Annotated in this window: 25 protein-coding genes and 1 pseudogene; 7 read left to right on the top strand and 19 right to left on the bottom strand. The window is 51.6% G+C overall.

The genetic code is table 11. The features are described 5' to 3' along the window. Window positions 1–15: 15 nt before the first annotated feature. Complete coding sequence (locus HMY34_RS16085) at window positions 16–549, top strand: hypothetical protein (protein WP_202716454.1); 534 nt, start codon at window positions 16–18, stop codon at window positions 547–549. 17 nt (window positions 550–566) lie between these two features. On the opposite strand, the gene rnhB is transcribed toward HMY34_RS16085, so the two are convergent. From rnhB to rpsB, 17 genes and pseudogenes are all read right to left on the bottom strand, one after another. Then, window positions 567–1,139: a ribonuclease HII gene (gene rnhB, locus HMY34_RS16080; RefSeq protein ID WP_202716453.1), complete on the bottom strand. Its 573-nt coding sequence runs from the start codon at window positions 1,137–1,139 to the stop codon at window positions 567–569. Then, entirely contained in the window at window positions 1,139–1,678 is a 540-nt protein-coding gene (locus HMY34_RS16075; protein ID WP_202716452.1) for a hypothetical protein, read from the bottom strand. The genes rnhB and HMY34_RS16075 overlap by 1 nt, the downstream gene beginning before the upstream one ends. 12 nt (window positions 1,679–1,690) lie before the next feature. Continuing rightward, complete coding sequence (gene lpxB, locus HMY34_RS16070; protein ID WP_202716451.1) at window positions 1,691–2,845, bottom strand: lipid-A-disaccharide synthase; 1,155 nt, start codon at window positions 2,843–2,845, stop codon at window positions 1,691–1,693. Between the two features lie 3 nt (window positions 2,846–2,848). Beyond that, complete coding sequence (gene lpxA / locus HMY34_RS16065) at window positions 2,849–3,619, bottom strand: acyl-ACP--UDP-N-acetylglucosamine O-acyltransferase (RefSeq protein ID WP_202719224.1); 771 nt, start codon at window positions 3,617–3,619, stop codon at window positions 2,849–2,851. A 5-nt stretch (window positions 3,620–3,624) separates the two neighbouring features. Beyond that, window positions 3,625–4,077, bottom strand: a complete 453-nt coding sequence (gene fabZ / locus HMY34_RS16060) for a 3-hydroxyacyl-ACP dehydratase FabZ (RefSeq protein WP_202716450.1) — start codon at window positions 4,075–4,077, stop codon at window positions 3,625–3,627. A 6-nt stretch (window positions 4,078–4,083) separates the two neighbouring features. Then, window positions 4,084–5,073: a UDP-3-O-(3-hydroxymyristoyl)glucosamine N-acyltransferase gene (gene lpxD / locus HMY34_RS16055; protein ID WP_202716449.1), complete on the bottom strand. Its 990-nt coding sequence runs from the start codon at window positions 5,071–5,073 to the stop codon at window positions 4,084–4,086. A 5-nt stretch (window positions 5,074–5,078) separates the two neighbouring features. Continuing rightward, entirely contained in the window at window positions 5,079–5,660 is a 582-nt protein-coding gene (locus HMY34_RS16050; protein ID WP_202716448.1) for an OmpH/Skp family outer membrane protein, read from the bottom strand. A 3-nt stretch (window positions 5,661–5,663) separates the two neighbouring features. Further along, window positions 5,664–7,913 carry an outer membrane protein assembly factor BamA gene (gene bamA, locus HMY34_RS16045; protein WP_228287891.1) on the bottom strand — a complete coding sequence of 750 codons (2,250 nt, stop codon included), beginning with the start codon at window positions 7,911–7,913 and terminating at the stop codon, window positions 5,664–5,666. A 44-nt stretch (window positions 7,914–7,957) separates the two neighbouring features. Further along, complete coding sequence (gene rseP, locus HMY34_RS16040; protein ID WP_202716446.1) at window positions 7,958–9,334, bottom strand: RIP metalloprotease RseP; 1,377 nt, start codon at window positions 9,332–9,334, stop codon at window positions 7,958–7,960. A 3-nt stretch (window positions 9,335–9,337) separates the two neighbouring features. Further along, entirely contained in the window at window positions 9,338–9,712 is a 375-nt protein-coding gene (locus tag HMY34_RS20605; protein WP_407701859.1) for a hypothetical protein, read from the bottom strand. Between the two features lie 168 nt (window positions 9,713–9,880). Then, window positions 9,881–10,527 (bottom strand): annotated as a pseudogene (locus tag HMY34_RS20600) (NAD-dependent epimerase/dehydratase family protein); the annotation flags it as partial. After that, window positions 10,517–11,335 carry a phosphatidate cytidylyltransferase gene (locus tag HMY34_RS16030; RefSeq protein ID WP_202716445.1) on the bottom strand — a complete coding sequence of 273 codons (819 nt, stop codon included), beginning with the start codon at window positions 11,333–11,335 and terminating at the stop codon, window positions 10,517–10,519. The pseudogene HMY34_RS20600 and the gene HMY34_RS16030, both read right to left, overlap by 11 nt. Beyond that, the gene (uppS, locus tag HMY34_RS16025; protein ID WP_202716444.1) at window positions 11,328–12,077 is read right to left on the bottom strand and encodes a polyprenyl diphosphate synthase; all 750 of its coding nucleotides are present in this window, start codon (window positions 12,075–12,077) and stop codon (window positions 11,328–11,330) included. Before uppS ends, HMY34_RS16030 begins: the two co-directional genes overlap by 8 nt. 50 nt (window positions 12,078–12,127) lie before the next feature. Continuing rightward, window positions 12,128–12,685 (bottom strand): ribosome recycling factor, encoded by a 558-nt coding sequence (frr, locus tag HMY34_RS16020; RefSeq protein WP_202716443.1) that lies wholly within the window; start codon window positions 12,683–12,685, stop codon window positions 12,128–12,130. 4 nt (window positions 12,686–12,689) lie between these two features. Beyond that, window positions 12,690–13,424: a UMP kinase gene (pyrH, locus tag HMY34_RS16015; protein WP_202716442.1), complete on the bottom strand. Its 735-nt coding sequence runs from the start codon at window positions 13,422–13,424 to the stop codon at window positions 12,690–12,692. 97 nt (window positions 13,425–13,521) lie between these two features. Beyond that, window positions 13,522–14,391 (bottom strand): translation elongation factor Ts, encoded by an 870-nt coding sequence (gene tsf, locus HMY34_RS16010; RefSeq protein WP_202716441.1) that lies wholly within the window; start codon window positions 14,389–14,391, stop codon window positions 13,522–13,524. A gap of 30 nt (window positions 14,392–14,421) precedes the next feature. Beyond that, the gene (gene rpsB / locus HMY34_RS16005; protein WP_202716440.1) at window positions 14,422–15,186 is read right to left on the bottom strand and encodes a 30S ribosomal protein S2; all 765 of its coding nucleotides are present in this window, start codon (window positions 15,184–15,186) and stop codon (window positions 14,422–14,424) included. 198 nt (window positions 15,187–15,384) lie between these two features. Between rpsB and map the strand changes: the two genes are divergently transcribed. The 4 genes from map to HMY34_RS15985 all read left to right on the top strand — a co-directional run bounded on the left by map (window position 15,385) and on the right by HMY34_RS15985 (window position 21,447). Then, window positions 15,385–16,197 (top strand): type I methionyl aminopeptidase, encoded by an 813-nt coding sequence (gene map, locus HMY34_RS16000; protein WP_202716439.1) that lies wholly within the window; start codon window positions 15,385–15,387, stop codon window positions 16,195–16,197. Further along, window positions 16,194–18,830, top strand: coding sequence for a [protein-PII] uridylyltransferase (glnD, locus tag HMY34_RS15995; protein WP_202716438.1), 2,637 nt, complete (start codon window positions 16,194–16,196; stop codon window positions 18,828–18,830). Before map ends, glnD begins: the two co-directional genes overlap by 4 nt. A 29-nt stretch (window positions 18,831–18,859) precedes the next feature. After that, window positions 18,860–20,098: a molybdopterin molybdotransferase MoeA gene (gene moeA, locus HMY34_RS15990; protein WP_202716437.1), complete on the top strand. Its 1,239-nt coding sequence runs from the start codon at window positions 18,860–18,862 to the stop codon at window positions 20,096–20,098. A 65-nt stretch (window positions 20,099–20,163) separates the two neighbouring features. Continuing rightward, the gene (locus HMY34_RS15985; RefSeq protein ID WP_202716436.1) at window positions 20,164–21,447 is read left to right on the top strand and encodes an ATP-binding protein; all 1,284 of its coding nucleotides are present in this window, start codon (window positions 20,164–20,166) and stop codon (window positions 21,445–21,447) included. A 7-nt stretch (window positions 21,448–21,454) separates the two neighbouring features. Here the strand turns inward: HMY34_RS15985 and HMY34_RS15980 are convergent, their stop codons facing one another. Continuing rightward, window positions 21,455–23,146 (bottom strand): AAA family ATPase, encoded by a 1,692-nt coding sequence (locus HMY34_RS15980; RefSeq protein ID WP_202716435.1) that lies wholly within the window; start codon window positions 23,144–23,146, stop codon window positions 21,455–21,457. 28 nt (window positions 23,147–23,174) lie between these two features. Next, window positions 23,175–23,900 carry a monofunctional biosynthetic peptidoglycan transglycosylase gene (gene mtgA / locus HMY34_RS15975; protein ID WP_202716434.1) on the bottom strand — a complete coding sequence of 242 codons (726 nt, stop codon included), beginning with the start codon at window positions 23,898–23,900 and terminating at the stop codon, window positions 23,175–23,177. 84 nt (window positions 23,901–23,984) lie between these two features. Between mtgA and HMY34_RS15970 the strand changes: the two genes are divergently transcribed. Both HMY34_RS15970 and HMY34_RS15965 read left to right on the top strand, forming a co-directional pair. Further along, window positions 23,985–24,911 (top strand): ABC transporter ATP-binding protein, encoded by a 927-nt coding sequence (locus tag HMY34_RS15970; protein WP_202716433.1) that lies wholly within the window; start codon window positions 23,985–23,987, stop codon window positions 24,909–24,911. Then, window positions 24,908–25,681 carry an ABC transporter permease gene (locus HMY34_RS15965; RefSeq protein WP_202716432.1) on the top strand — a complete coding sequence of 258 codons (774 nt, stop codon included), beginning with the start codon at window positions 24,908–24,910 and terminating at the stop codon, window positions 25,679–25,681. Before HMY34_RS15970 ends, HMY34_RS15965 begins: the two co-directional genes overlap by 4 nt. Window positions 25,682–25,683: the final 2 nt, after the last annotated feature.

Here is a 25,683-nt window from a genome sequence, read left to right as displayed (position 1 = left end):
AAAAGGACACTCACAGTGCTGAAATTTCTACCCGGCATTTTATTGCTACAAGCCATCACCGTGGTATTGGTATTGATTGCGCCCGCCGAATTGAGCGGCTGGGGCTGGTTGCGACTGTTGATTCCTGTCGGCATTGTGGGCGTACTCACCGCCGCTTGGTTCAGTTCAATGGCGGCACACCACAACAAAGATGAAATCAATCGCTTACAAGAATGCCACGCGAAAGAGCGCGAAGCGCTGCGCGTCAATGCCGAACGCGCCAAGCATCGCGTCATCAAACAAGCACATCAGGAGACAATTCAGGAAGTACGTCGCTCTTCCACCGAAGCGAATATCAAGGTGGGCATCGCGTTTGCGGGGGCAGCGGGCATCGGCGGTTTGCTGTTACTGACGCAGTTCATCACGCTAGGGTTACTAATGTTGACCACGGCTGGCGGCGCACTGGGCGGCTATGTGTTACGCATCCGTCAAGAAAAAGCCAAAATGGAATTATTACCCAAAGCAAAAACCAAGCCTCGTCTGATCAATGCTTCACCGACTACCAAATAATAGTCGGCACACAAGGCTTATGTGGCGGCGGCATCCAGTGCTTTTTTAACCGGGGCAAAACTGCGCCGATGAATTGGCGTTGCGCCAAATTCCTGCAAAGCGGCTAAATGCGCCGCCGTGCCATAGCCTTTATGCTTGGCAAAACCGTATTGCGGGTACAGCGCATCCAATACCACCAACTCCGCATCCCGCGCCACTTTCGCAATGATCGACGCAGCACTGATTTCCGCCACTGTCGCATCACCGCCAATAATCGCTTCCATTTTATACGCCAGCTTTGGGCAATGGTTGCCATCAACCTTCACAAAATCAGGCTGGATGTTTAAGCCTTCCAACGCCCGTTGCATCGCCAGAAACGTCGCTTGCAGAATATTGATCGCATCAATTTCTTCCACCTCAGCACGCCCAAGGCTCCATGCCAGCGCCTTTTCGCGGATTTCAAGCGCTAACCGCTCACGCCGTTTCTCGGTCAATTTCTTGGAATCGTTCAGACCAATAATCGGGCGTTGCGGGTCGAGGATGACCGCCGCCGCGACCACTGCCCCCGCCAATGGCCCACGCCCCACTTCATCCACACCCGCCACCAACATCACGCTTTCCTCAATACAAATACCGAGGCGGGCGGAATATTGAAAAATACGGTGCTCACCCGTTGGATTTTAAAACCTTCACGCTGCAAACGTTCAAATAAGCGAATTTGCTTAATAAATGGGGTATAACTCATCTGCACAATCGTTGAGCCACTGTTAAGCGCATCACGGAATTGTTCCACCAATTTTTCAGAATAAAACATCCCCGTGACCGGCATACACGACACCATAATGCAATTGCCTAAACCTTCCTCACTATCATCCACGGGCAGTGTGAAAAAATCCTTCGCCAACAGCGGGGTATCGGCGCCAAAACGCGCATGAAATTGGCGTACAAAATCAGGATGCTTCTCCACAAATGCAAAGGGAACAGGGGTTTGCATGAAATATTGCGCCACCACCCCACTGCCCGTGCCAATAAAGATACCGCGTGCATACTGGGAAAAATAACGCGCCGCGACCTCAAACATTTTCGCCCCAAACTTATCGCTGGAACTAATGACGGAGCCGGTGTGTTTGAGTTTGGTAAGATAGACCATGGTGTACTGTCTCTAGGATTTTTTGGTCGGAAAATGGGTAAGGATAGCATGAGCGGCGCTGGCACTCGCGTTTTGTCGTAGTTGCGCGTGCAATGCCTGAAAACGTTGCAAAATATACTGCTGGCGTTCAGCGGGTAGGTTAAATAGACGTTCTAACGCCTGTACCAGATTCGCAGGTGTCACCTGTTCTTGCAACAATTCCGGCACAAGCTCCTCACCAGCAAGATTATTCGGCAAGGTAACAAATCGGACTTTGAGCAATTTGAAGGTGCGAATCAGCCAAGCAGTCAATGGTGCAACCCGATAAGCCGCCACCATCAAACGTCCGGCTAACATGCCTTCCAACACCGCCGTTCCAGACGCTAATAGAATGTGATCCGCCGCTTGCATTAAGGTGCGGGATTGCCCGTTCAATACCTTAAGGATGAGTTCTGGAGCAATATCCTGCCGAATCGTTTCCAATTCTTGCCGCAAGCGCGGCGTTGCGGCGGGTGTTGCTAAGCGTAATTCAGGGTATTGTTGCTGCAATTGCAAGGCGGCTTTGAAAAAATCCGGGGCGAGACGGCGCACTTCACCCAAGCGACTGCCCGGCAAAATCGCCAGCAGCGGTTTGGTCAGCGGCAAATCCAATTGCTCACGGGCGCTTTGCCGATCCGCGTTGAAGCTTACTTCATCTGCCAATGGATGCCCGACGAACACCGCCGGAATGCCATGCTCGCGGTAAAAATCCACTTCAAATGGGAATAAGGTCAGCATTAAATCAAGATTGCCACGCATTTTGCGCACCCGTTTGGCACGCCATGCCCATACGGACGGGCTGACATAATGCACCGTGGGAATGCCGAGTGCGTGTAACTTTTTGGCAATGGGCAGGTTTAAATCGGGCGCATCCACGCCAATGAATAAATCCGGCGGATTTGCTTGCCAACGTTGCAGCAGTTGTTTGCGGATAGCCAATAATTCGGGCAAGCGCGGCAACACTTCCACCAGCCCCATGACCGAAAATTTTTCCATCGGGAATAAACTGGTGCAACCCGCCGCCTGCATTTCACTGCCTGCAATCCCTTCAAACACCAGTTCAGGGCGAAGTTCGCGCAAGGCAAGGATCAGACGCGCCGCCAGTAAATCACCTGACGCTTCTCCGGCAATGATGGCTATACGCTTCATGCGTTAACGAATCAGCCCCCGCTGGCTGTGATGGCAGAAGTCGAGTAATAAGCGAATCTCGGCGTGTTCACCGAAATCCGCATCAATTTTCGCGAGGGCTTCCTGTGTGGTCAGATTGTGGCGGTACAGAATGCGATGCGCTTCTTTAATGCGATGAATCGCTTCGGTGCTATAGCCCCGACGTTTCAAGCCTTCCATATTGATACTGCGCGGCTCAGCGGGCGTGCCTGTCACCATGGCATACGGCGGCACATCTTTCGCAATCGCCGACCCCATGCCGGTGAATGCGTGTTCGCCAATGGTGCAAAACTGGTGTACCAAGGTGAAACCGCCCAAGATCACCCAGTCACGGATTTCCACATGCCCCGCCAATGTCGCACTGTTAGCGAAAATCGTGTTATTGCCAATGATGCAATCGTGTGCAATGTGCACGTAAGCCATGATCCAGTTATCATCCCCGATCACGGTTTTGCCCTTGTCTTGCGCAGTGCCACGGTTCAAGGTGCAGCATTCGCGGATGACATTGCGATCACCAATGATTAACTCGGTCGGCTCACCGTTGAATTTTTTATCCTGAGGGGCAGCGCCCACTGAGGCAAACTGGTAAATCTGGTTTTCCGCACCAATGCGCGTCGGGCCGTCAATCACCACATGCGAACCAATGCGGCTGGCCTGACCGATGCTGACATCCGCACCGATCACGCTGTACGCGCCCACTTCCACGCCATCAGCCAGTTGCGCCGACGGGTGTATAATCGCGGTAGGGTGAATCAAACGGCTCAAGCCGCAGTCTCTTTTTTCGCCGCACACATCAATTCAGCCGACACCGCGAGCTTGCCATCGACCCGTGCTTCCGCCGTGAACACCCACATAATGCCTTTACGCTTCACCAATTCCACCTTCATCACCAACTGATCACCGGGAACCACCGCTTGTTTAAAACGCGCTTTATCCACTGCCACCAACAAATACAGGGTATCGGTTTGCGGCTCTTCACCCATCGTGCGGAAACCTAACAAACCAGTGGCTTGTGCCAAGGCTTCGATAATGAGCACCCCCGGCATAATCGGCTGATGCGGGAAATGCCCGTTGACCCACGGCTCATTCACAGTGACATTCTTAATCGCGGTCAATGACTTACCGACTTCGTATTCCACCACGCGGTCAACCAACAAAAACGGGTAACGGTGCGGTAGGTAATTTCTGATTTGTTCAACGTTCATGGTGCCCATAGCGGTTCACGTACTCCCTTTGTTTTGTAAAGCCGCCAGTTGTTTTTCTAACTCCTGTAAGCGGCGTGCTAATTTGTCCAACTGGTTAAAACGCACTGCGTTTTTACGCCAAAGCGCATTTTCCTCTATTGTTGTGCCAGAAGAGTATACCCCTGGTTTGGTAATCGAATGCGAAACCATGCTCGTCCCCGTTACCACGACATTATCGGCAATACTCAAATGCCCCGCAATCGCACACATTCCCGCAATCTGGCAATGCTTGCCAATCTGCACACTGCCCGCCACCGCAGTACAGGCAGCCATCGCGGTATAATCGCCAATCTGGGTGTTATGCCCAATCTGAATCAGATTATCGAGTTTAACCCCGTTACCAATAACGGTTGAACCCAGCGCCGCACGGTCAATGGTAGTGTTTGCACCGATTTCGACATCATCGCCGACTACCACGTTGCCCACTTGCGGAATTTTAAACCAAGTGCGCTGATCAGGGGCAAACCCAAAGCCATCCGCCCCCAATACCGCGCCGGAATGGATAATGCAACGCTGCCCAATCTGGGTATCGGCATACAAGGTCACATTTGCGTGCAACCAACTGCCCGCCCCAATCCGGCAGCTCGCGCCAATCACGCAACCCGCTTCAATCACCACACCCTCACCCAATTCAACCCCAGCACCGATCACCGCGCTAGGGTGAATCGCGGGCATGGGGCGCACGGTGGGGTAAATAATGCCGACTACTTGCGCATACGCAAGGTAAGGATTGGGATTGATCAAACAATTACCATCGTAGGCTTGTGCCATATCCGGTGGCAGAATCAAAGCACTGGCCTGTGAGGTTTGTAAATAATGACGGTATTTCGCATCACGGATGTAGCTAATCTCACCGACTTGCGCTTTTTCAATCGAAGCCACCGCATACAGGCGTAATTGCGCATCACCTTGCAAGGTAGAACCCGTGTGCTCGGCTAATGCCTGCAACGAAACGCCTTCGGGCATGGCCATCACTCCTGTTTACCTGTCGCGGGTGTTGCAGCGGCTTTTGCTTGGAATTTTTGCTCCAAATGCTGCATGACTTGCGCGGTCATATCAATGCGGTCGCTGGCAACAATGTAATTGCTTTCGCGTAACACGAGGTCAATTTTTTCCCGTTCACGCACTTCAACAATCGCCTGCACAATCTCGGCTTGCAAAGCACCAATCGCCGTATCGCGGGCAAGGCGGACTGCCTCACGAAAATCTTCCATCTCACGCGCATAAGTGCGCTGTAGGTCACGTAACTTGCGTTGGCCTTCCACTTTTTCAAGATCAGGCAATACACCGGATTGAATACTGGTGGACAGCTCGTCCTCCAATTGCCGGATAGCTTTTTGATCAGCCTCCAGCCTGCGTTCACGCGGCACAAAATCCAGCTTCAATTGAGCATCCGCTGCTTTAGACTGCGGCGCATTCTCCAGTAAACCCGCCATATTCACAATCGCAATACGCACCGGGCGTTGTTCTGCTTCATCAGCGGCAATAACCACGGATTGTTGCCCCATCAAGAGCAACAACCCGCACATGCATAACGCGCCTAATTTCAACATGGCTTAGAACGATGCCCCAATACTGAATTGTACCTTCTGCTCTTTATCCGTTTCTTCAGCATTCAACGGTTTCGCATAACTGACTTCCAGCGGGCCAATCGGCGATAACCAGACCGCGCCTACACCAGCGGAATAACGCATCTCATCCGCTTTAAAATCACCGGTATCATCAAACACATTCCCGCCGTCCACGAAGGCGCTCATTTTCAAGCCTTTCACATCTTCTGCTAAAGGAACAGGGAATTGCACTTCAGCCGTCGCCGTCACTAACAAATCACCGCCGGTTGGATCATCGTTTTCATCACGTGAACCCAATGAACTCTGGTCAAAACCACGCACACTGTTAATGCCGCCCGCGTAGTATTTATCGAAAAACGGTAAATTATCGAGATCACCGCCCGTCGTACTCGTACCAACTTTCCCTTTTACCGCGAACGTAACATTATCGGTAATGGGTTTATAAGCAGCACCGTCATAATTCAATTTGTGGTATTCCAAATCGCTACCCGGCACGGCTGTTTGCAAAGAAACCCGATGACGCTGGCCTTCAGTTGGGAAAACGGTACGGTTGCGGGTGTCATGCACATAGCTGACCGTCACTGGCAATTGATTGTATTCATCACCGTTGGTATCGACGAAATCTTTAATGCGCTGCGCCGGGGCAGTACCCAACACAATTTCACGCTTTTCCGCACCGACGCTGGCGTATACCGAATCATGCTCACTCAATGGCACGGTATAATTGACGCTGCCGCCGTAACGATTAGACGCATAGCTGGCAATATCTTCCGCCTCAGCATCGTATTCTTTGTAATAACCGCTGAAACCACGGCTAATACCATCAGGCGTATAATAAGGATTGGTATAACCGATGCTGTAATTTTTATTGACCTTGCTGTTATCAACGTTCACATCCAGCTTTTTACCGGTTCCCATGAAGTTATCTTGGTTAAGGTTAACGTTGAATAACACGCCTTGCGATTGTGAATAACCCGCCCCCACCCGGAATTGGTTAGAAGAACGCTCATTCACGGTGACAATCAAATCTACCTGATCTTCTGTACCAGCAACCGGTTCTACCTCAATCGTGGCTTCTTCAACGTAAGGCAGGCGCTGCAAGCGGGTTTTGGAACGCTCCACCTGCTCTTTCGAGAACCACGAACTTTCTACCTGACGCAATTCACGGCGGTACACTTCATCTTTGGTACGGTTATTACCACGAATGTCGATGCGGCGGACATACGTGCGCTTACCCTGATCGACGGACAGCAAAATACCTACTTGCTTATTGTTTTCATCAAAATCCGGGGTTGCCGCCACTTTGGTAAACGCATAACCTTGCGCACCAAGCTGATTGGAAAGGTTTTTACGGGTTTCTTCCAACGCTTTTTGTGAAAACACTTCACCTTTGCGTAATTTAACCGATTTAGCCAATTGTTCTTTGGATAAACCAGGATTTCCCGCGACACTCACGTCACCAATGCGGTATTGCGCTCCTTCGTTCACGCTGACATTCAGGAAAATATCTTTTTTATCCGGCGACATTGACACATCAGCCGAAGCGATTTCAAAATTGATATAACCACGGTCACGGTAGAAACTGTTGAGCGCATCCAAATCCGCCATCAGTTTTTCTTTGGAATACTTGTCGCTATCGCTCAAAAAGGGAATCGAAAACGCCCCGCGTGGCCCTGATTCCAATTGTTTCAGCAATACCGATTCGGGAAAAGCTTTATTGCCGATAATTTTAACTTTTTGAATACGTGCCACATTGCCTTCGTTAATATTAATATTAACGGCGACCCGATTGCGCGGCAAAGCTTCAATTGCAGTATTAATATCAACGCCGTAATGCCCCATGCCTTGGTATTGTTCCGCCAATTCGCGCTGAATGGTTGCCAAGGCCGCTTTATCAAGAGTATTGCCTTTGCTGATATTGCGCAGTTTCAACACTTCCATTAACTTATCGGTAGGAATTTTGCGATTGCCTTTAATGGTCAATTCACCAATAGCGGGGCGCTCCACCACCGTCACCACCAACACATCGCCACGCCGACCAAGTTGCACGTCTTCAAACAAACCCGTCTGGAATAATGTACGAATCGCTTCAGCCGATTGCGCATCATTAAACGGTTGACCAACTTGGGCGGGTAAGTAATTTAATACCGTACCGGCGGCAATGCGTTCCAAACCATTCACTTCAATGTCGCGGACTACGAAGGCAGCAGCCCAAACCGCTTGAGAAACTGCCAACAGACAGCTTACAGCCGAAATTACAAGAGTGTGTTTTTTCATAATTAATTTAATAACCGTGTAACGTCATTATACAAGGCAAGCACCATCAGTCCGCCAATGATTGCCATTCCTACCCGAAAACCGACGGCCTCCGTTTCTGCCGACACCGGGCTACCTTTTATCCATTCAATCAAATAATAAAATAAATGCCCACCATCCAACATCGGAATAGGCAGTAAATTCAATACCCCAAGGCTAACACTTACAATCGCAAGAAACCCTAGGTAAACCGTGAAACCAATCGACGCAGTAACACCGGCATATTGCGCAATCGTTACCGGCCCACTGACGTTTTTCAACGACACATCACCTGTCAGCATTCGTCCCATTAATTTCAAAGTCACGACCGACATCTGCCAAGTTTTATTCATTCCGCGCCATAGCGATTCGCCAAAACCATACGATTGAGTGAAATACACTTGCTCACGCAAACTCGCGGGCGGCGGGGCTAATTGCGCCCCAATGGTAGCAACCTCCACACCGCTGGCGGGATTAATACGCGGCGTAAGCGTCAAGGTTTGCACACTACCAGCACGCTCAAGCGTTAACGTCACCGCTTGATCGGCATGTTGCTGAATATGTTCAATGAAAACGCGCCCATTGGTCGGTTTCAAATCGTCAATTTGCAGAATTTTATCCTGCGCTTGCAAGCCTGCTTGCGCAGCGGGGGTATCCGGTAAAACCGCATGAACCACTACATCGTAGGGCGGCAACCACGGATTCAAACCGAGCTTATCCAATGCGCCCGCTTCTTCATCAAACATCGCCACCTTACTCAGATCCAATTGGCGTTGCAGGGCGACACCATCCGCCGCTTTCACACTGAACAACAATTGCGGGGATTTCAAATATTCATCAATCAACAACATGCGCATGTCTTCCCACGAATCCGTGGCAATGCCGTTAATCGCGGTCACTTCTTCACCGGGCTGAAAACCTGCCGCTGCCATCGGGGAATCTTTCACCACATCGACATACGGACGCATCGCATCCTGACCGATCATATTCACCAGCGCATAAATCAGGATAGCCAATAGGAAATTAGCCACCGGGCCTGCCACCACAATCGCGGCACGCTTCCACAACACCTGACGGTTAAATGCGCGGGGCAAATCTTTCTCAGGAATGTCGCAACCCTCTTCGCATTCGCGCTCGTCCAGCATTTTGACGTAGCCACCAAAGGGCAGCGCAGCTAACACATACTCAATCTGATCGGCATCGTTGGACACACGCCGCCACAGCGGTTTACCAAAACCCACCGAAAAACGCAGGACTTTGACGCCCAGTTTACGAGCGACCCAGAAATGTCCGAATTCGTGTACTGTGACCAATATACCAATCGCGACAAGGAATGCAGGAATTATGATTAACAAGTTCATGATTTAATGTATTTTCTTGTTTTTTATCCAAGATAGTGAACGCACACGGCTTTCCTCATCCTGAATAAGTATCTCTTCGAGGTTCATCGGCGTGCCGGTGGACGCTGTAAGCATCACAGCCTTGACCAGCACTGGAATATCGGTAAAACCGATTTCGCGCCCCAGAAAGGCTTTCACTGCCACTTCATTCGCCGCATTCAACGCGATCGTGGCATAACCACCGCGCACATGGGCATCATACGCCAGTTGCAGACATGGAAAACGTTCCCGATCCGGTTGTTCAAAATCCAATCTTGCGGTCGCAAACAAATCCAACGGTGCGACCCCTGACACCAAACGCTCAGGCCACCCCAAAGCATACGCAATCGGGGTACGCATATCGGGGTTGCCCAATTGCGCCAACACCGAACCATCATTATAGGACACCATTGAATGAATAGTGCTTTGTGGGTGTACAACCACCTCGACGCGCTCGGCTGGCAGACCAAATAACCAGCAAGCTTCAATGACTTCCAAACCTTTATTCATCAAGGTCGCCGAATCGACCGAAATCTTTTGCCCCATCGACCAATTCGGGTGTGCCACGGCTTGTTCGGGGTAATATCATGCAGATCGCGGGCTGCCCATGTACGGAAAGGCCCCCCAGAAGCAGTCAGCAAAATCTTTTCCACCCCGCGATGTTCGCGTTCCCTGAGCGAAGCCGAAGGGAGACACTGGAATACCGCGTTATGTTCGCTATCAATCGGCAATAATTCGGCACCGTGCGCACACACCGCATCAATGAACAATTGCCCCGACATTACCAACGCTTCTTTATTCGCCAACATGACGCGCTTACCGGCACGCGCCGCTGCCAACGTTGGCACTAAACCCGCCGCACCAACAATCGCCGCCATCACGTAATCGGTGTCAGGGCTGCTCGCAACCGCATCCAAAGCTTCCGCACCCGCTAACACCACCACGTCACTGCCCACCGCTTGTAAGCGCTTTTCCAGCAAGGACGCTGCTAGGGGATCAACCATTACCGCATAACGCGGCTGAAATTGCTGGCATTGCTCGAATAATTTATCCACATTGCTGTGCGCGGTCAGGGCGTAAACGTGAAAGCGCTCAGGGTGACGCGCCAAGACATCCAAGGTGCTGACCCCGATACTGCCACTTGCGCCTAAAATCGTAATGCCTTTAGATGCCACGCGAAATCCCCAGCCACAGTAAACCCAATGTGAATAACGGTGCTGCCGCTAACAGGCTATCAATGCGATCCAGAATGCCGCCGTGTCCCGGCAAAATGCGTCCGCTGTCTTTCACTCCCGCTTCGCGCTTGAGCAAACTTTCAAACAAATCACCTGCCACCGACATTAGCACCACAAACATGGATAACATCATAAAAATTACACCCTTGCCTTCAGGAATATCCAACCAGAAACTGGCTAAAGACGCCCAAACAGCCGTAGCAAGCACTGCGCCTGACATGCCTTCTCTGGTTTTACCGGGGCTTAAATCCGGGGCTAATTTATTTTTTCCCAGCTTACGCCCCGTGAAATACGCCGCTGTATCCGCCAATGCAATCAAGGTAATCAAATAGATAACATAGGTATAATGCATCACATGCAAATGCATCAACGCATACCAAGCAGGCAACAGCACCAAAATACCGGATAAACGCATCGCCAGCGCGTGCTTTTTATAAAATCCCGCGTTGCGCGGATATACTTGCAACGCCACCAACACCAGCAACCACACCGGAATACTCACCGCCAACACCCAAACGGGATCGGGGCGAATAAACACCAACGGAATCGAAGCGGTCAAAATCATCATCGTGCCAGCCATGCGCTTTTCAGGCAGGTAACAACCGGTCAACCCCGCCCATTCCCAAGCGCCCAAGCCAACAATAAACATCAATGAAAACAAACCAAACAACTCGACTGGCAGGAACACGATACCGGCAAATACCAATAAAATCAGTACCAGCCCCGTAATCACCCGTTGTTTAAGCATGTTTTCCTCCTGATACCTGTTCGCCAGTCATCCCGAAACGCCGCTGCCGACACGCAAAATCCGCAAAGGCATCACGCAAGCATTGTTCATCAAATTCCGGCCATAATACATCCGTGAAATACAATTCCGCGTATGCCATTTGCCACATCAGGAAATTACTGATGCGTTTTTCCCCACCTGTACGAATAAATAAATCAGGTTCAGGCACACCGCTAGTGGACAATAAACCGCTGAACGTTGCCTCATCCAACGCCACCGCATCCAACTCACCTGCCGCAATCTGACTGGCCACGGTACGCACCGCCTGCAAAATGTCCCAGCGCCCGCCGTAATTTGCCGCAATCAGCAAACGCATTCCGGTACAACTGGCGGTCATGGCCTCCACTTGCTGGATTTTTTCCTGCAAACTCACCGAAAAACCGCTGCGGTCGCCAATAAAACGCATGTTGACATTGTGACGGAATAAAGCAGCGGATTCACGCTCCAGCGCTGACATGAACAATGACATCAGACCGCTGACTTCTTCTTCGGGTCTGCGCCAATTTTCACTGCTGAACGCGAATAGCGTCAGGCATTCCACCCCAGCGCTATTGCAACCACGGATCACTTTGCGAGCAGCTTCAACTCCGCGATGATGCCCCATCAAACGGGGCAGATAACGCGCTTTCGCCCAACGTCCGTTGCCATCCATCACAATGGCAACATGCCGGGGAACCGCGTCTTTTGGCGTTGTATTTGTCATTCAGGCCCCATCGTATGCAAGCACGCCCCGAACCGAGGCAGCAGCAATCATCAAACCACCATTAATTCTTTTTCTTTGGTTTCCAGCACTGTTTCCACTTCTTTAATGAAATGGTCAGTCAGCTTCTGGATTTCCTCTGCCGCACGGCGCTCTTCATCTTCGGAAATCTCTTTTTCCTTGAGCAGTGCCTTGAAATCAGAGTTAGCATCGCGGCGAATATTGCGAATCGCCACCCGCGCACCTTCGGCTTCCCCTTTCACCACTTTTACCAAATCACGGCGACGTTCTTCAGTCAATGCAGGCAACGGCACGCGAATCACATTGCCATCGCTAGACGGGTTTAAACCCAAATTGGAGGTCAAGATCGCTTTTTCGATTTTCGCCGCCATTGGCTTTTCCCACGGCGTGACCTTCAAGGTACGCGCATCTTCCGTGCCGATATTCGCCACTTGGCTTAAGGGAACGTCCGAACCGTAGTAATCCACGGTGATTTGATCCAGCAAGCTGGGGTGAGCGCGACCTGTACGAATTTTTGCCAAATCATTGCGTAGCGCGTCAATACTTTTGTGCATCCGCTGCTCTGCATCTTTTTTAATGTCTGCAATCATTGCCTTAAACCTCAACCAATGTTCCAACAATCTCGCCGCGAACCATCGCAGCAAGCGCCCCCGGTGCGAACATATCGAACACACCCAACGGCAGTTTATTATCACGGCACATGACCATTGCCGTTAAGTCCATCACGCCTAATTGGCGCTGGATAGCGTCCTCGAAGGATAACCGATCGAAGCGTTTCGCCGTAGGATTTTTTTTCGGATCAGCATCATAGATACCGTCCACTTTGGTCGCCTTCAGCAATAGGTCACATTGTAATTCAACCCCGCGCAAGCTGGCAGCCGTATCGGTGGTAAAAAACGGGTTGCCACTGCCTGCTGCACAAATAATGATGTCGCCCTGCTCTAAATAACGGCGGGCTTGATGCGCAGAATAGCGTTCGCCGACTTGATCAATGCCGAGCGCGGTCAATACGCGGCAGTTACCACCGAGCTTTTCGATCGCATCCTGCATCGCGAGGGAATTCATCACCGTTGCCAACATGCCCATTTGGTCGCCACGCACCCGATCCATGCCTTTCTCCGCCAAGCCTGCACCCCGGAACAAGTTGCCGCCGCCAATGACGATAGCGACTTGTACGCCAGAACGTTGTACGGCAAGGGCTTCGCTCGCGACGCGATAGAGGATGTCGGGGTCGATGCCGGAATCTTGGTTGCCTAACAGGGCTTCACCACTGAGTTTTAATAAGATCCGACGGAAACGAATGGCAGGGTTGGATGCTGAAGAGGTCATGAGTATGCCTGTGTTAAATTAGATGGGTGTATTTATACAGGGGACAGCAAAAAGGGGCAACCAGTGCCCCTCCTTACTAAAGAACCCGAAGGTCTTCTTAGTTCCCTGCTGCCGCAGCCGCTTGCGCCGCTACTTCCTCAGCAAAGTTATCCTGTTTCTTCTCGATGCCTTCGCCCACTTCCAGACGCACAAACTGAGAAATGCTTGCGCCTTTGGATGCGAGGAATTCGCCAACGGTTTGATCAGGGTTCATGACGAACGGTTGACCCACCAAAGTGATTTCGCCCATGAATTTCTTCATGCGACCAACCACCATCTTTTCAGCGATTTCACGGGCTTTGCCGCTTTGCATCGCGATGTCGATCTGGATTTCGCGCTCACGCTCCACCATTTCAGGGGGTACGCCAGATTCGTCAACGCAAGCCGGACGGCTGGCAGCGATATGCATCGCAACGTGCTTGCCTGCTTCGCCATCATCGCCTGTCATGCAAACCACTACGCCGATTTTCGCGCCGTGTTGGTAAGTAGCCAGTTGACCGTCACCCGCATCGACCCATACCAAACGACGCACTTGCACGTTTTCACCAATTTTGGCGATTAACGCAGTACGGCTGGCTTCGGTCAGCGCTGACAAAGCTTCAACATCAGCAACATTGTTTGCCAGTGCAGTTGCGCCCACTTCATCAGCAAATGCCACGAAGAAGCTGTCTTTTGCCGCGAAGTCGGTTTCGCTGTTGACTTCAATAACCGCTGCACGTTTCGCATCAGCCGTCAGTGCAATCACCACGCGACCTTCCGCAGCAACACGACCGGCTTTCTTGTCAGCTTTCGCTGCACCGGATTTGCGCATCAGGTCGATAGCCGCTTCCATGTCACCATTGGTTTCAGTCAGGGCTTTTTTGCATTCCATCATGCCTGCGCCGGTACGTTCGCGCAGCTCTTTCACCATTCCAGCAGTAATTGCCATTAGGGTAACTCCTTGTTTGAACGGGCTGACTTATTCGCCAGCAGCGTCAGTGGTTTGTGCTTCGTCAGCAGCTTCTGCCGGTGCTTCCGCTTCTGGCATTGGCGTAATAGCCGCTGCGGTGTGACCTTCGTTGATCGCATCAGCAGCCGCAGAAACGTACAATTGGATAGCGCGGATCGCGTCATCGTTGCCCGGAATCACGTAATCAACACCTTGCAGGGAGTTGTTAGTGTCCACAATACCAATAACCGGAATGCCCAGTTTGTTAGCTTCTTGTACTGCGATTTTTTCGTAGCCTACGTCGATAACGAAAATCGCATCGGGCAGACCGCGCATGTCTTTGATCCCACCGAGGCTGCGTTCCAGCTTTTCGGATTCACGGGTCAAAGTCAGGATTTCTTTTTTGCCCAATTTCTGGAACGTGCCGTCTTCAGCCATGCGCTCCAGATCTTTCAAACGCTTGATGGATTGCTTAACGGTTTTAAAGTTAGTCAGCATCCCACCCAACCAGCGATGGTTGACGTAAGGCATTTTGCAAGCCGCAGCCGCTTCGCTGACCGCATCACGCGCTGAACGCTTGGTGCCAACGAACATGATTTTGCCGCCTTTCGCCGCCAACTTGCCGATGAAGTTGGTTGCATCATTGAACATTGGCAAAGATTGCTCAAGGTTGATAATGTGGATTTTGTTGCGCTCACCAAAGATGAACTGACCCATTTTAGGGTTCCAGTAACGGGTCTGGTGACCGAAGTGAACGCCTGCTTCGAGCATTTGGCGCATAGTAACTTTAGGCATGATAAGCTCCTGTATGGGTTATGCCTCCATACATCCCAACAAACGCAACCTGTTTTTTTAGTCAGGCACCCTGCGTGTCGTGTCGATGTATGTGTGGATTTAAAATAAAACAGTTAGACAATATGTAAAACTATTTGCGGAATTCGCGGGCGCTTTATACCATGAAACGCTTTTGAGTGCTACCGGGAACAACTAGAAATGGCAAAGACACAACGTGATCAAACAATAACGATCAAAACGGCGGACGAAATCGCCAAAATGCGGGTAGCAGGCAAGCTGGCAGCCGACGTGCTGGACATGATTGCAGAACACGTTAAACCCGGAATCACCACCGATGAATTGGATAAAATTTGCCACGACTACATTGTTAATGTGCAGCAAGCGATTCCCGCCCCGTTAAATTACGGTACGCCGCCTTTCCCTAAATCCATCTGCACATCGCTCAATAATGTCGTGTGTCACGGCATTCCCGGCGATAAGAAACTGAAAAACGGCGATGCCTTGAATATCGACATTACCGTGATCAAAGATGGCTACCACGGCGACACCAGCAAAATGTTCCACGTTGGTGAACCGACCATTGCAGGCAAACGCTTAAGCCACGTTACCCAGCAATGTATGTATCTTGGTATTTTGCAAGTCCGCCCCGGCGCAACCTTCGGCGAGATTGGCAAAGTGATCCAAAAACACGCGCACGCCTACAATTACAGTGTGGTCGAAGAATTCTGCGGACACGGCATCGGCAGCCGTTTCCACGAAGCGCCGCAAATCCTGCATTACTACAGCAAAGACAGCGATAAAATCATTATGGAAGCGGGGATGATTTTCACCATCGAACCGATGATCAACCAAGGCAAACGCCACCTGAAAATCCTTCCCGATCAATGGACCGCCGTCACTAAAGACCATAAATTATCCGCACAATGGGAACACACCGTGCTAGTGACCGAAGAGGGTTTTGAAATTCTCACCCTCCGCGCCGAAGAAGCTAACTGGCGTGCCAGTCTATGATTCAAACCAACGCCTTATTGGATGTTTATGACCAACTCCTGGCACGCGACCCGCCACGCACGGCCGATTACGCTCAAGCGATTAAGGATGCGCGGCGCTTATTAGGGGAAGCGTTTCACGCAGGCACCAACATTCGCACCCTATTGCAAGATCATGCGGAATTCATCGACACCCTGTTACAGCATTTGTGGGGGCTGAACGGTATTCCCCAACACCACCGCGCCACCTTGATTGCCGTGGGTGGTTATGGCAGGCGTGAACTTCACCCCGCCTCAGACATTGATTTGCTGATTCTGCTCACCGACACACCGGGCGAAGAATGCCGCGACCGTCTCTCCAGCTTTATCACCCTGCTGTGGGACATTGGCTTAGACGTGGGTCACAGTGTGCGCACCCTCGATGAATGTTTAGAAACCGCACGCGCTGACCTTACCGTCATTACCAATTTGATCGAATCGCGCTACCTCAGCGGCAATGAGCAATTGTTCCAGCGCTTACGTGAAGCCATTACGCCCGCACACATGTGGAGCAGCGCGGAATTTTTCCAAGCCAAATTTGAGGAACAGCAAAAACGTTACCTCAAATTAGGCGACACCTCGCACCGGGTTGAACCCAACCTCAAGGAAGGTCGCGGCGGCTTGCGGGATATTCAGACGATTAGCTGGGTAACACACCGCGAATACGGCACAATGTCCTTGCAAGAGTTGCACGAAAACCGGCTATTAGAATACGACGAATTCCAAACCTTACGCGAAGGCCGTGAATTTTTATGGCGAATTCGCTTCGCCCTGCACGAACTCGCCAACCGCAAAGAAGACCGCTTGCTGTTTGATTATCAGCGCAGTTTAGCGCACCTGTTCGGGTATACCGACGATGCCGATAATGCAGCGGTGGAGGCGTTTATGCAGCGTTATTACCGCACGATTACGGATCTCGAACGCTTAAACGATATGCTGATGGGGATTTTCCGCGACCGCATCCTCACGCAACACCCGCCATTACCCGAAATGTTAGGCGAGTGGTATCAAAAGCGCGGCAACCTGATTTCGGTGAATTCGCCCGATGTGTTCGTGCTCTACCCGACAGCGTTGCTGGAAATTTTCCTGCTGCTGCAAATGATACCGGGCGTAACCGGGCTGACACCCGATACCACCCGCTTGATTCGGCACAATTTGCACCGGATTGATGCCAGTTTCCGCCAGCAAGCCCGCCACCGGCAATTATTCGTCCAAATCTTGCGCCAACCCAAAGGCATTACCTTTGTAATGCGCTTGATGAACCGCTACGGCATTTTGGCGGCGTATATCCCCGCCTTTGCCAATATCGTCGGGCGGATGCAATACGACCTGTTCCACATGTACACCGTGGATGAACACACCCTGTTTGTGGTGCGCAATATACGGCGTTACAGCACCGCACTGGGCGCTCAAGAATTGCCCTTGTGTGCCGAAGTCTTTAAAACCTTGCGTGACCCGGAAATTTTGTACCTCGCTGGGTTATTCCACGACATTGCTAAAGGCCGTAAAGGGGATCATTCGGTATTAGGCGCAACCGATGCTTACGATTTCTGCCGGGAACACGGCCTCAATTTGCACGATGCTTCGCTGGTCAGTTGGTTGGTGCGCCATCATTTGCTAATGAGCATGACCGCGCAGCGCAAAGACATTAGCGACCCTGCCGTGATTCACGAATTCGCGGGCATTGTGGCATCGCAAAGCCGTCTTGACTGCTTATTTTTGCTCACCATTGCGGATATTCGCGGCACCAATCCCAAGCTATGGAACAGTTGGAAACAATCCCTGTTGCATGAACTCTACCACTCTACCCGCCGCTTATTGAGCAACCGAACCCTGCTGACCCACGAAAGCCAGCTATTGATCGAAGAAAAGCGCAGCGCAGCACTCGAACCACTCTTGCAAGAAGGCTTTAGCGCCGCCGAATGCAGCGCCCTCTGGCAGCAATTCGGTGCTGATTATCACCTGATGCATTCGGTGGAATCGGTACTCTGGCATACCCGCCACATTCTCGCCGAAGCCCCCTTCAAACCCACGCTGATTCACATCCGCCGCACCGTATCGGGCAGCAGCAACGTCCTGTTTGTCTACAGCAAAGACCGCGACGACCTGTTTTCGCGGGTGGTCGCGTCGTTGGAACAACTTAACCTCAACGTGGTGCAAGCCCGTATTGTCTCGACCACCGAAGGTTTCGACCTGTACACCCTGCACATCCTCGGCCCTGACAATCAACTCATTATCAGTGACATTGATCAGCAACACATTATTGATACGTTATGTAACAATTTGGAACGCGACCAACCCTACCATCACAGCCATCGCAAACCGCGCATTTTGCGTAATTTCAATGTGCCGACGCGCATTCACTTCAGCCAGCAACCCGAAAAAAACCTGACACTGCTGGAAATCAATGCCGGTGACATGCCGGGCCTACTTTCACGCCTTGGTGAAGCAATGGATGGCTTGGGGCTGCGGGTACACAACGCCCGCATCAATACCCTCGGCGAACAGGCGCAGGATATTTTCTACATCACCACCCGCAACTGCGAAATGATTGTGAATGAAGCGCAACAAGCCCACATTCGGCACACGCTCGAACAAGCCTTGCAACTCCATTAACCACACCGGATTAACCATGAGAACCGCCCATGACCCACACGTGTGACCTCTTACCCCCCGGCATTTTAAGTGTCGAACAGGCGCAAGCCCACATTCTCGGCAGTGTTGCGGGGTTGCAAGCCAGCGAATCCGTCACTTTATGGCAAGCGCAGGGGCGTATTCTTGCAGAAACGGTGTGCGCACCGCTGGATGTTCCGCCGCACCGCAATTCCGCGATGGATGGTTACGCCCTGCGTTATGCCGATCTTGCCAGCGACAAACCGCTGCACCTGGTGGGTGCATCCTTTGCAGGTCGCCCGTTTGCGGGTGAGGTACAGCCCGGTGAATGCGTGCGCATTATGACTGGAGCAGTCGTTCCTGATGGTGCAGACAGCGTAGTCATGCAAGAAAATGTGCAACGTGACGGCGACCATATCCGCATCACCAGCAGCCTGACGCACGGTGAAAATGTGCGGCATCCCGGCGAAGACATGCGCACTGGCGACACGGTTCTCGATGCAGGGCGCAAACTGAATGCGGCTGACCTTGGCTTGCTTGCCTCGCTCGGCATTAGCGACGTTAGGGTATTACGTCGCCCGCGTATCGCGTTTTGCTCCACCGGCGACGAACTCAAAAGCATTGGCGAACCCCTGCAACCCGGTGATATTTACGACAGCAATCGCTACACTTTGTACGGCTTGCTGCAAAATCTCGACGTGGAAATCATCGACCTCGGCGTGGTGCGCGATACCCCCGAAGCGGTGGAACATGCTTTCCAACAAGCCATGCAACAAGCGGATGTTTTCATCACCAGTGGCGGCGCATCGGTCGGAGAAGCCGATTACGTCACGTCTACATTGGAACGCTTGGGGCAGGTAAATTTCTGGAAAATCGCCATGAAACCGGGCAAACCGCTGGCGTTTGGCACCTTGGGTGAATGTGTATTCTTTGGGCTACCCGGCAACCCTGTGTCCGTTATGGCAACCTTTATGCTGTTTGTGCGCCCTGCCATTTTGCGGCTGCGCGGCGAAAGCCTACCCACCGTGCCGGAATACACCGCGCTGTGTACCACCCCGCTGAAAAAAGTACCGGGGCGCACCGACTATCAACGCGGCATTTGCGAACGTGACACACACGGGCAATGGCAAGTCCGCAGCACGGGCGGGCAAGGCTCACATATCTTGCGCTCCATGAGTCAGGCGAATTGCTTCATCGCCTTGCCACGGGAGGCGGGGAATTTGGAAGCGGGAGCGGCGGTGACGATTATACCGTTTGAGGGGTTTTTGTAGGCGTTGCCTTGAGATTTTCGGGAAATCTTCCTTCTAATAAGGAAGATTTCTACTAAAATAGCAGTATGACTAAGAAAGAACTGCTGAAAACCTTGATCCGTGACTTTCATCTGCGTGATATTCCCACGCTGAAACCGCGCCTGTTAGACATCCCCTTACACCTCAACAAAGTGGTGACATTGACCGGCGTGCGGCGTAGCGGCAAGTCATCCATCCTCTTGCAAGCTATTGAACAATTACGCCAAACCGTGCCGCGTGAGCAGATTGTTTACCTGAATTTCGAGGATGAGCGGCTGGATCTCGCTACCCACGAGCTTGATTTGATTGTGCAGGCTTACCGTGAACTGTATCCAGCATTGGATTTAGCGCAGTGCTACTTTTTCTTTGACGAAATCCAAAATATTTCACGTTGGGAGTTGTTTGTGCGGCGGCTGGATGACAGTGTGTCACGCCATTTGTTTATTACGGGGTCTAACAGCAAATTGCTGGGGAGCGAAATCGCGACTGCCTTGCGGGGCAGAACCTTGCGTTATGAAGTATTTCCGCTGTCATTTGGCGAATATCTGGCGTTTCAAGGGATTGTGCCTGACCTGCATTCTTCGCAATCCGTCGCCTTAATCAACGTTGCTTTTGAACAATTTATGCTGCACGGTGGCTTTCCTGAGGTGGTGTTGCTGGATGATGACAACATCCGCCGCAAACTGCTGACCGAATATTTCGATGTGATGATCTATCGCGACCTGATCGAGCGTTATCAGGAACGTAATGTGCAGGCACTCAAGTTTTTTCTCCGGCGTTGCATCGAGAGTGTGACTAGCCCGTTGTCAATCAACAAAATTCACAACGAACTCAAGTCTGCGGGATTTCGTGTCAGCAAAGATACCTTGCACCAGTATTTGGAACAAGCGAATGCGATTTACTTGCTGCAATTAGCGTACAAATATGACCCGTCATTGGTGCGGCGTGAATTAGGCGACAAAAAAGCCTATATCGTCGATAACGGCTTGATCAATGCCTTTAGCTGGCGAGCGGGGCAAGACAAAGGCAAGTTGCTGGAAAATCTGATGGCAATGGAGTTACGCAAACAAGGGTTGGAACTGCTGTTTGTGAAAGGGGCGCAGGAGTGCGATTTTGTGGTGCAGCAAGCAACGGGCGAGTTGTTACCGATGCAGGTGTGTTATGAGCTGGGTGATCCCACCACCCGTGCTCGGGAGGTGGCAGGATTGCTGGCGGCTTGCCGTTTTTGCGGCGTTCAGCAAGGGGTGATTGTGACGCGGGATGAAGACGCACAGTGGCAGGAAGATGGAGTGATGATCAGAGTTGTGGCGGCTTGGCGGTATTTGCTTTGAAAGCCATTCACCGCACCTTCACCACCTCCACCCGCACCCCATCGCTGACCAGCAACCAAGCACTGAGCTTAGGCAACACGGCGATATTGGGCAACTGCAAATACCCTTGCACTTGCTCAATGCCCGCTTGCCGCTTGGCTTGCCAACCCGCCTCACCATCGGTTTGTTTGCTGTATTTCAGCTCAATCAAATGCTGGTGATCCACCACAAACGGGCTGCGTTCCAGCAGCATAATGTCAGGGTACTTGCGATTAATTTCCCGCTCGCTCTGAATGAAATACACGGAGGTTTGGTACAGCAAGGTTAGCAGCAACACCTTAACGTGCTTCTCATCCATCCCCATCGCATCGCGGTTAGAGAGCAATTGCAACGCTTGCACCATTTCCACCACCAACGGCTGAATGTCGTCCTGCAACGCCAAGGCTTCCACCGCAAACGCAATTGCCTGATTAGAAATCGTCATTTGGTTGCGACGTTCCAACTCCACCTTGAAATACTGGAAATACAATTCCTGCATCACATAATTGGGGATGCTAAACACCTCGCCTGCCAGACTTTTCTTGATCGGTGAAACAAACCCCATATACGCCACTAAACTGATGAAATCGTCACGCCCAAAGCCTTTGTCAAAGTCAAATTTACGGCGTTGTTGCGCAGTGACCTCCCCGTTCGTGATCAAATCATCCAGCACCATAAAATTGTCATCACGATTGCCGATACTGAACATCCCAAGGATTTTGCCGTAATCCGAGGCAATGTTTTCATCCAACATAGGATCGGGGTAAGAGCAATCTCTGCGGCGGAAGTTCTTCAGGAAATACAACACCATATTGGCATTGAAAACCGTATCAATCGCTTTAGGATAAAAACGGTAGCCGTTGTACCAGCGCGTGATGTCCGCCAATAAAGCATCGGGATCAAGCTGGCAGGCATCCACCAACGGCTGAAGCAACCCCGCCACTTCGCTTCTGGTAAAACCCACTGCCTCATTGAAATCTTCGTGCAATGACAAATTTTCACCGATATTAAAACCACTGGTCATACTATCGAGCATGATCGGGGTAACACCCGTCACAAATAAACGGTCAATCGCGCCGCGCTGGGTCGCGGTTTTGAGCGTTTCGTAAAAGCTCCGCACGAAACCGCCTTTGCCCATCACTTGCTGGAATAATTTGAGGTCGTCCGCCAGAATGGTATTGGCAAAATGGTCGTATTCATCAATCAGCAGTAGGATTTTACTCCCCTCAGTCACCCTGAAAAAATATTTCATCTGGGATTGCGGGGATGGTTCACGCTCGATAGCAGCCAAGGTACTCTCTGGATAACCATAACGACTAAGAAACTTTTGCAATGCCTGCGCTATTTCGCGCCCAAAATCCTCATACAGCCGCTCGAATCCCTGCCCAGTCGCAATCCCGCTGAATTCCATGAACAGCACTTGGTAACTGCTTTTAAGGGGAGTAGGGTGTTTGCCGAGGTAGAGATTGCCAAACAACGCCTCAAAGTCGTCCTGATAAGCGATGTCGTAATAATATTCCATCGCCGACAGCAACAGGCTTTTACCAAAACGGCGCGGACGCAGCAGGATAAGGTGGCGACCTGCCGCTTCTAGTTTGGCGATGTAATCGGTCTTATCGACATACACATAGCCCTCGCTGATGACTTGCTTAAAATTGCTGAGACCGTAGGGGATTTTCATCCTAGTAGTTTAGCACACGCCGCGCCACTCAATCCAAACGCTGCAAATACGCCGCCCCACCAATCGAACGCATCTGCCGCATAATCCGCCCCTGCCGCGCTCGCACATACCCCGACGGCTTCACCGCGCTGTATTTACTCGGCGCAGGCAACACCGCCGCCAGCAACGCCGCCTCCGCCGCCCCCAGCTTACCCACCGGCTTATGCAGCAAATTCGCACTTGCCGCCCCCACGCCATAATCCGCCTTACCAAACTGCGCGGTATTCAGGTAAACCTCCAAAATCCGCTCTTTCGACCAGAAGATTTCCATCAAACCCGCAATACCCCACTCCAAGCCCTTGCGCAGATAACTCCGCCCTTCCCACAGGAACAGGTTTTTCACCAACTGCTGGGTAATCGTGCTGCCGCCACCTTTGCCACGCCCGCGCATTTCCGCCCGAATCGCCGCCTCCGTTGCCGCCACATCAATGCCCCAATGCTCCGCAAAACGCTGGTCTTCCGACGCAATCACTGCAATTTGCATGTGGCGCGGAATCTCCGCCAAACTCACCCAGTCATGGCGCACAAACGGCGTTTCCGCGCTAAAGATTGCCACCACATCTTGGCGCAACATAAACGCCGACGTCGGCACTGGCAGCCAACGAAAAATCAGCAACCACACACACAATGCCATGAACAGCAGCAATGGCACGCGCCACAGCCAGTGCACCCAATGTTGAGCTTTCCATTTCGCAAACAGATCATACAATTTCATAATGTCGCGCATTATGTCACAACAAAACCTCACCCGTGAGATACGTGGTAACATTCGCGTTTCGTTTTCAACAGAAAAACCACCATGACGACGGCTCTCGACATTCAAGGCTTACAAAAAACCTACGGCAACGGCTTCACCGCCCTCAAAGGCATCGACTTGCGCGTGGAACAAGGCGACTTCTTCGCCCTGCTCGGTGCGAACGGCGCTGGTAAATCCACCACCATCGGTATTGCCAGCTCCTTGGTGAACAAAACCGCAGGCAAAGTCAGCATTTTCGGCTACGACCTCGACACCCAACGCGAACAAGCCAAAGCGCACATCGGGCTAGTCCCGCAAGAATTCAACTTCAATATTTTCGAGCCAGTCGTCGAAATCCTCGTGAATCAGGGCGGCTATTACGGCATTCCCCGTGCGGAAGCCTTTGCTCGCGCCGAAGTCTTGCTCAAGCAACTCGGCTTGTGGGAAAAAGCCCGCGATCAAGCCCGCACCCTCTCCGGTGGCATGAAACGCCGCTTAATGATTGCGCGTTCGCTCATTCACCAACCGCGCCTGCTAATCCTCGACGAACCCACCGCTGGCGTTGACATCGAAATCCGTCGCTCGATGTGGGAATTCCTGCGCAAACTCAACGCGGATGGCACAACCATCATCCTCACCACCCACTATCTGGAAGAAGCCGAAAGCCTGTGCCGTAATATCGGCATTATCGACCGAGGCGAGTTGATCGAAAACACCAGCATGAAACAGCTTCTCAACCGACTGGATACCGAAAGCTACGTCTTCGACCTTGCCAGCCCCGTGGATGCATTACCGACCACCAGCAACCTGTGCCATTTCACCCTGCAAGACCCGACTACCGTGGAAGTGGTGTTCCACAAAGAACACTATTCACTCAACAAAGTCTTCGCCTTCCTCAATGAACACGGGGTCATCGTCAACAGTATGCGCAATAAAACCAACCGCTTAGAACAGCTTTTCATGGATTTGGTGGAGAACAACAAGCAATGAATGCACAACAACTCTGGACGGCCTACACCACCATTCTGGTCAAAGAAGTGCTGCGGTTTGCGCGAATTTGGGTGCAAACCATCATTCCCCCCGTGATTACCACGGCGCTGTATTTCGTGATTTTCGGCAATCTGATCGGCTCGCAAATTGGCGACATGGGCGGGCATAGCTACATCGACTTCATCACACCGGGGTTGATCATGATGACCGTGATTACCAACTCCTACGCCAACGTGGTGTCGTCGTTTTACGGCAGCAAGTTTCAAGGCAATATCGCCGAAATGCTGGTGTCACCCATGCCAAATTGGATCATTCTGGCAGGTTTTATCAGCGGTGGCGTGGCGCGGGGGTTAGCCGTCGGGCTGGCGGTCACGTTGGTGTCGTTGCTGTTCAGCGATTTGAGCGTGCAACACATTTTCATCACCTTTACCATCGTGCTGCTGACTTCCACGCTGTTTTCGCTGGCGGGGCTGATCAATGCGGTGTACGCGACCAGTTTCGATGACATCACCATTGTGCCGACCTTTGTGCTGACACCGCTGACGTATTTGGGTGGGGTGTTTTACTCGATTGCGATGCTTTCACCGCTTTGGCAGAACATTTCCTTGCTGAATCCCGTGCTTTACATGGTAAATGGCTTCCGTTATGGCATTTTGGGTGCGTCGGATATGTCGATCTGGCTGAGTTACGGGGTAATCATGGCATTTATCCTGCTGCTAGGCGGGTTTAGCCTGCATTTATTGAATAAAGGTATTGGGATTCGCAGTTGAGC

It is taken from the genome of Thiothrix subterranea, from assembly GCF_016772315.1.
Lineage (GTDB): Bacteria > Pseudomonadota > Gammaproteobacteria > Thiotrichales > Thiotrichaceae > Thiothrix > Thiothrix subterranea.
Note: the sequence above shows the minus strand (reverse complement) of the source record. Positions and strands in the feature narration are given on the sequence as shown.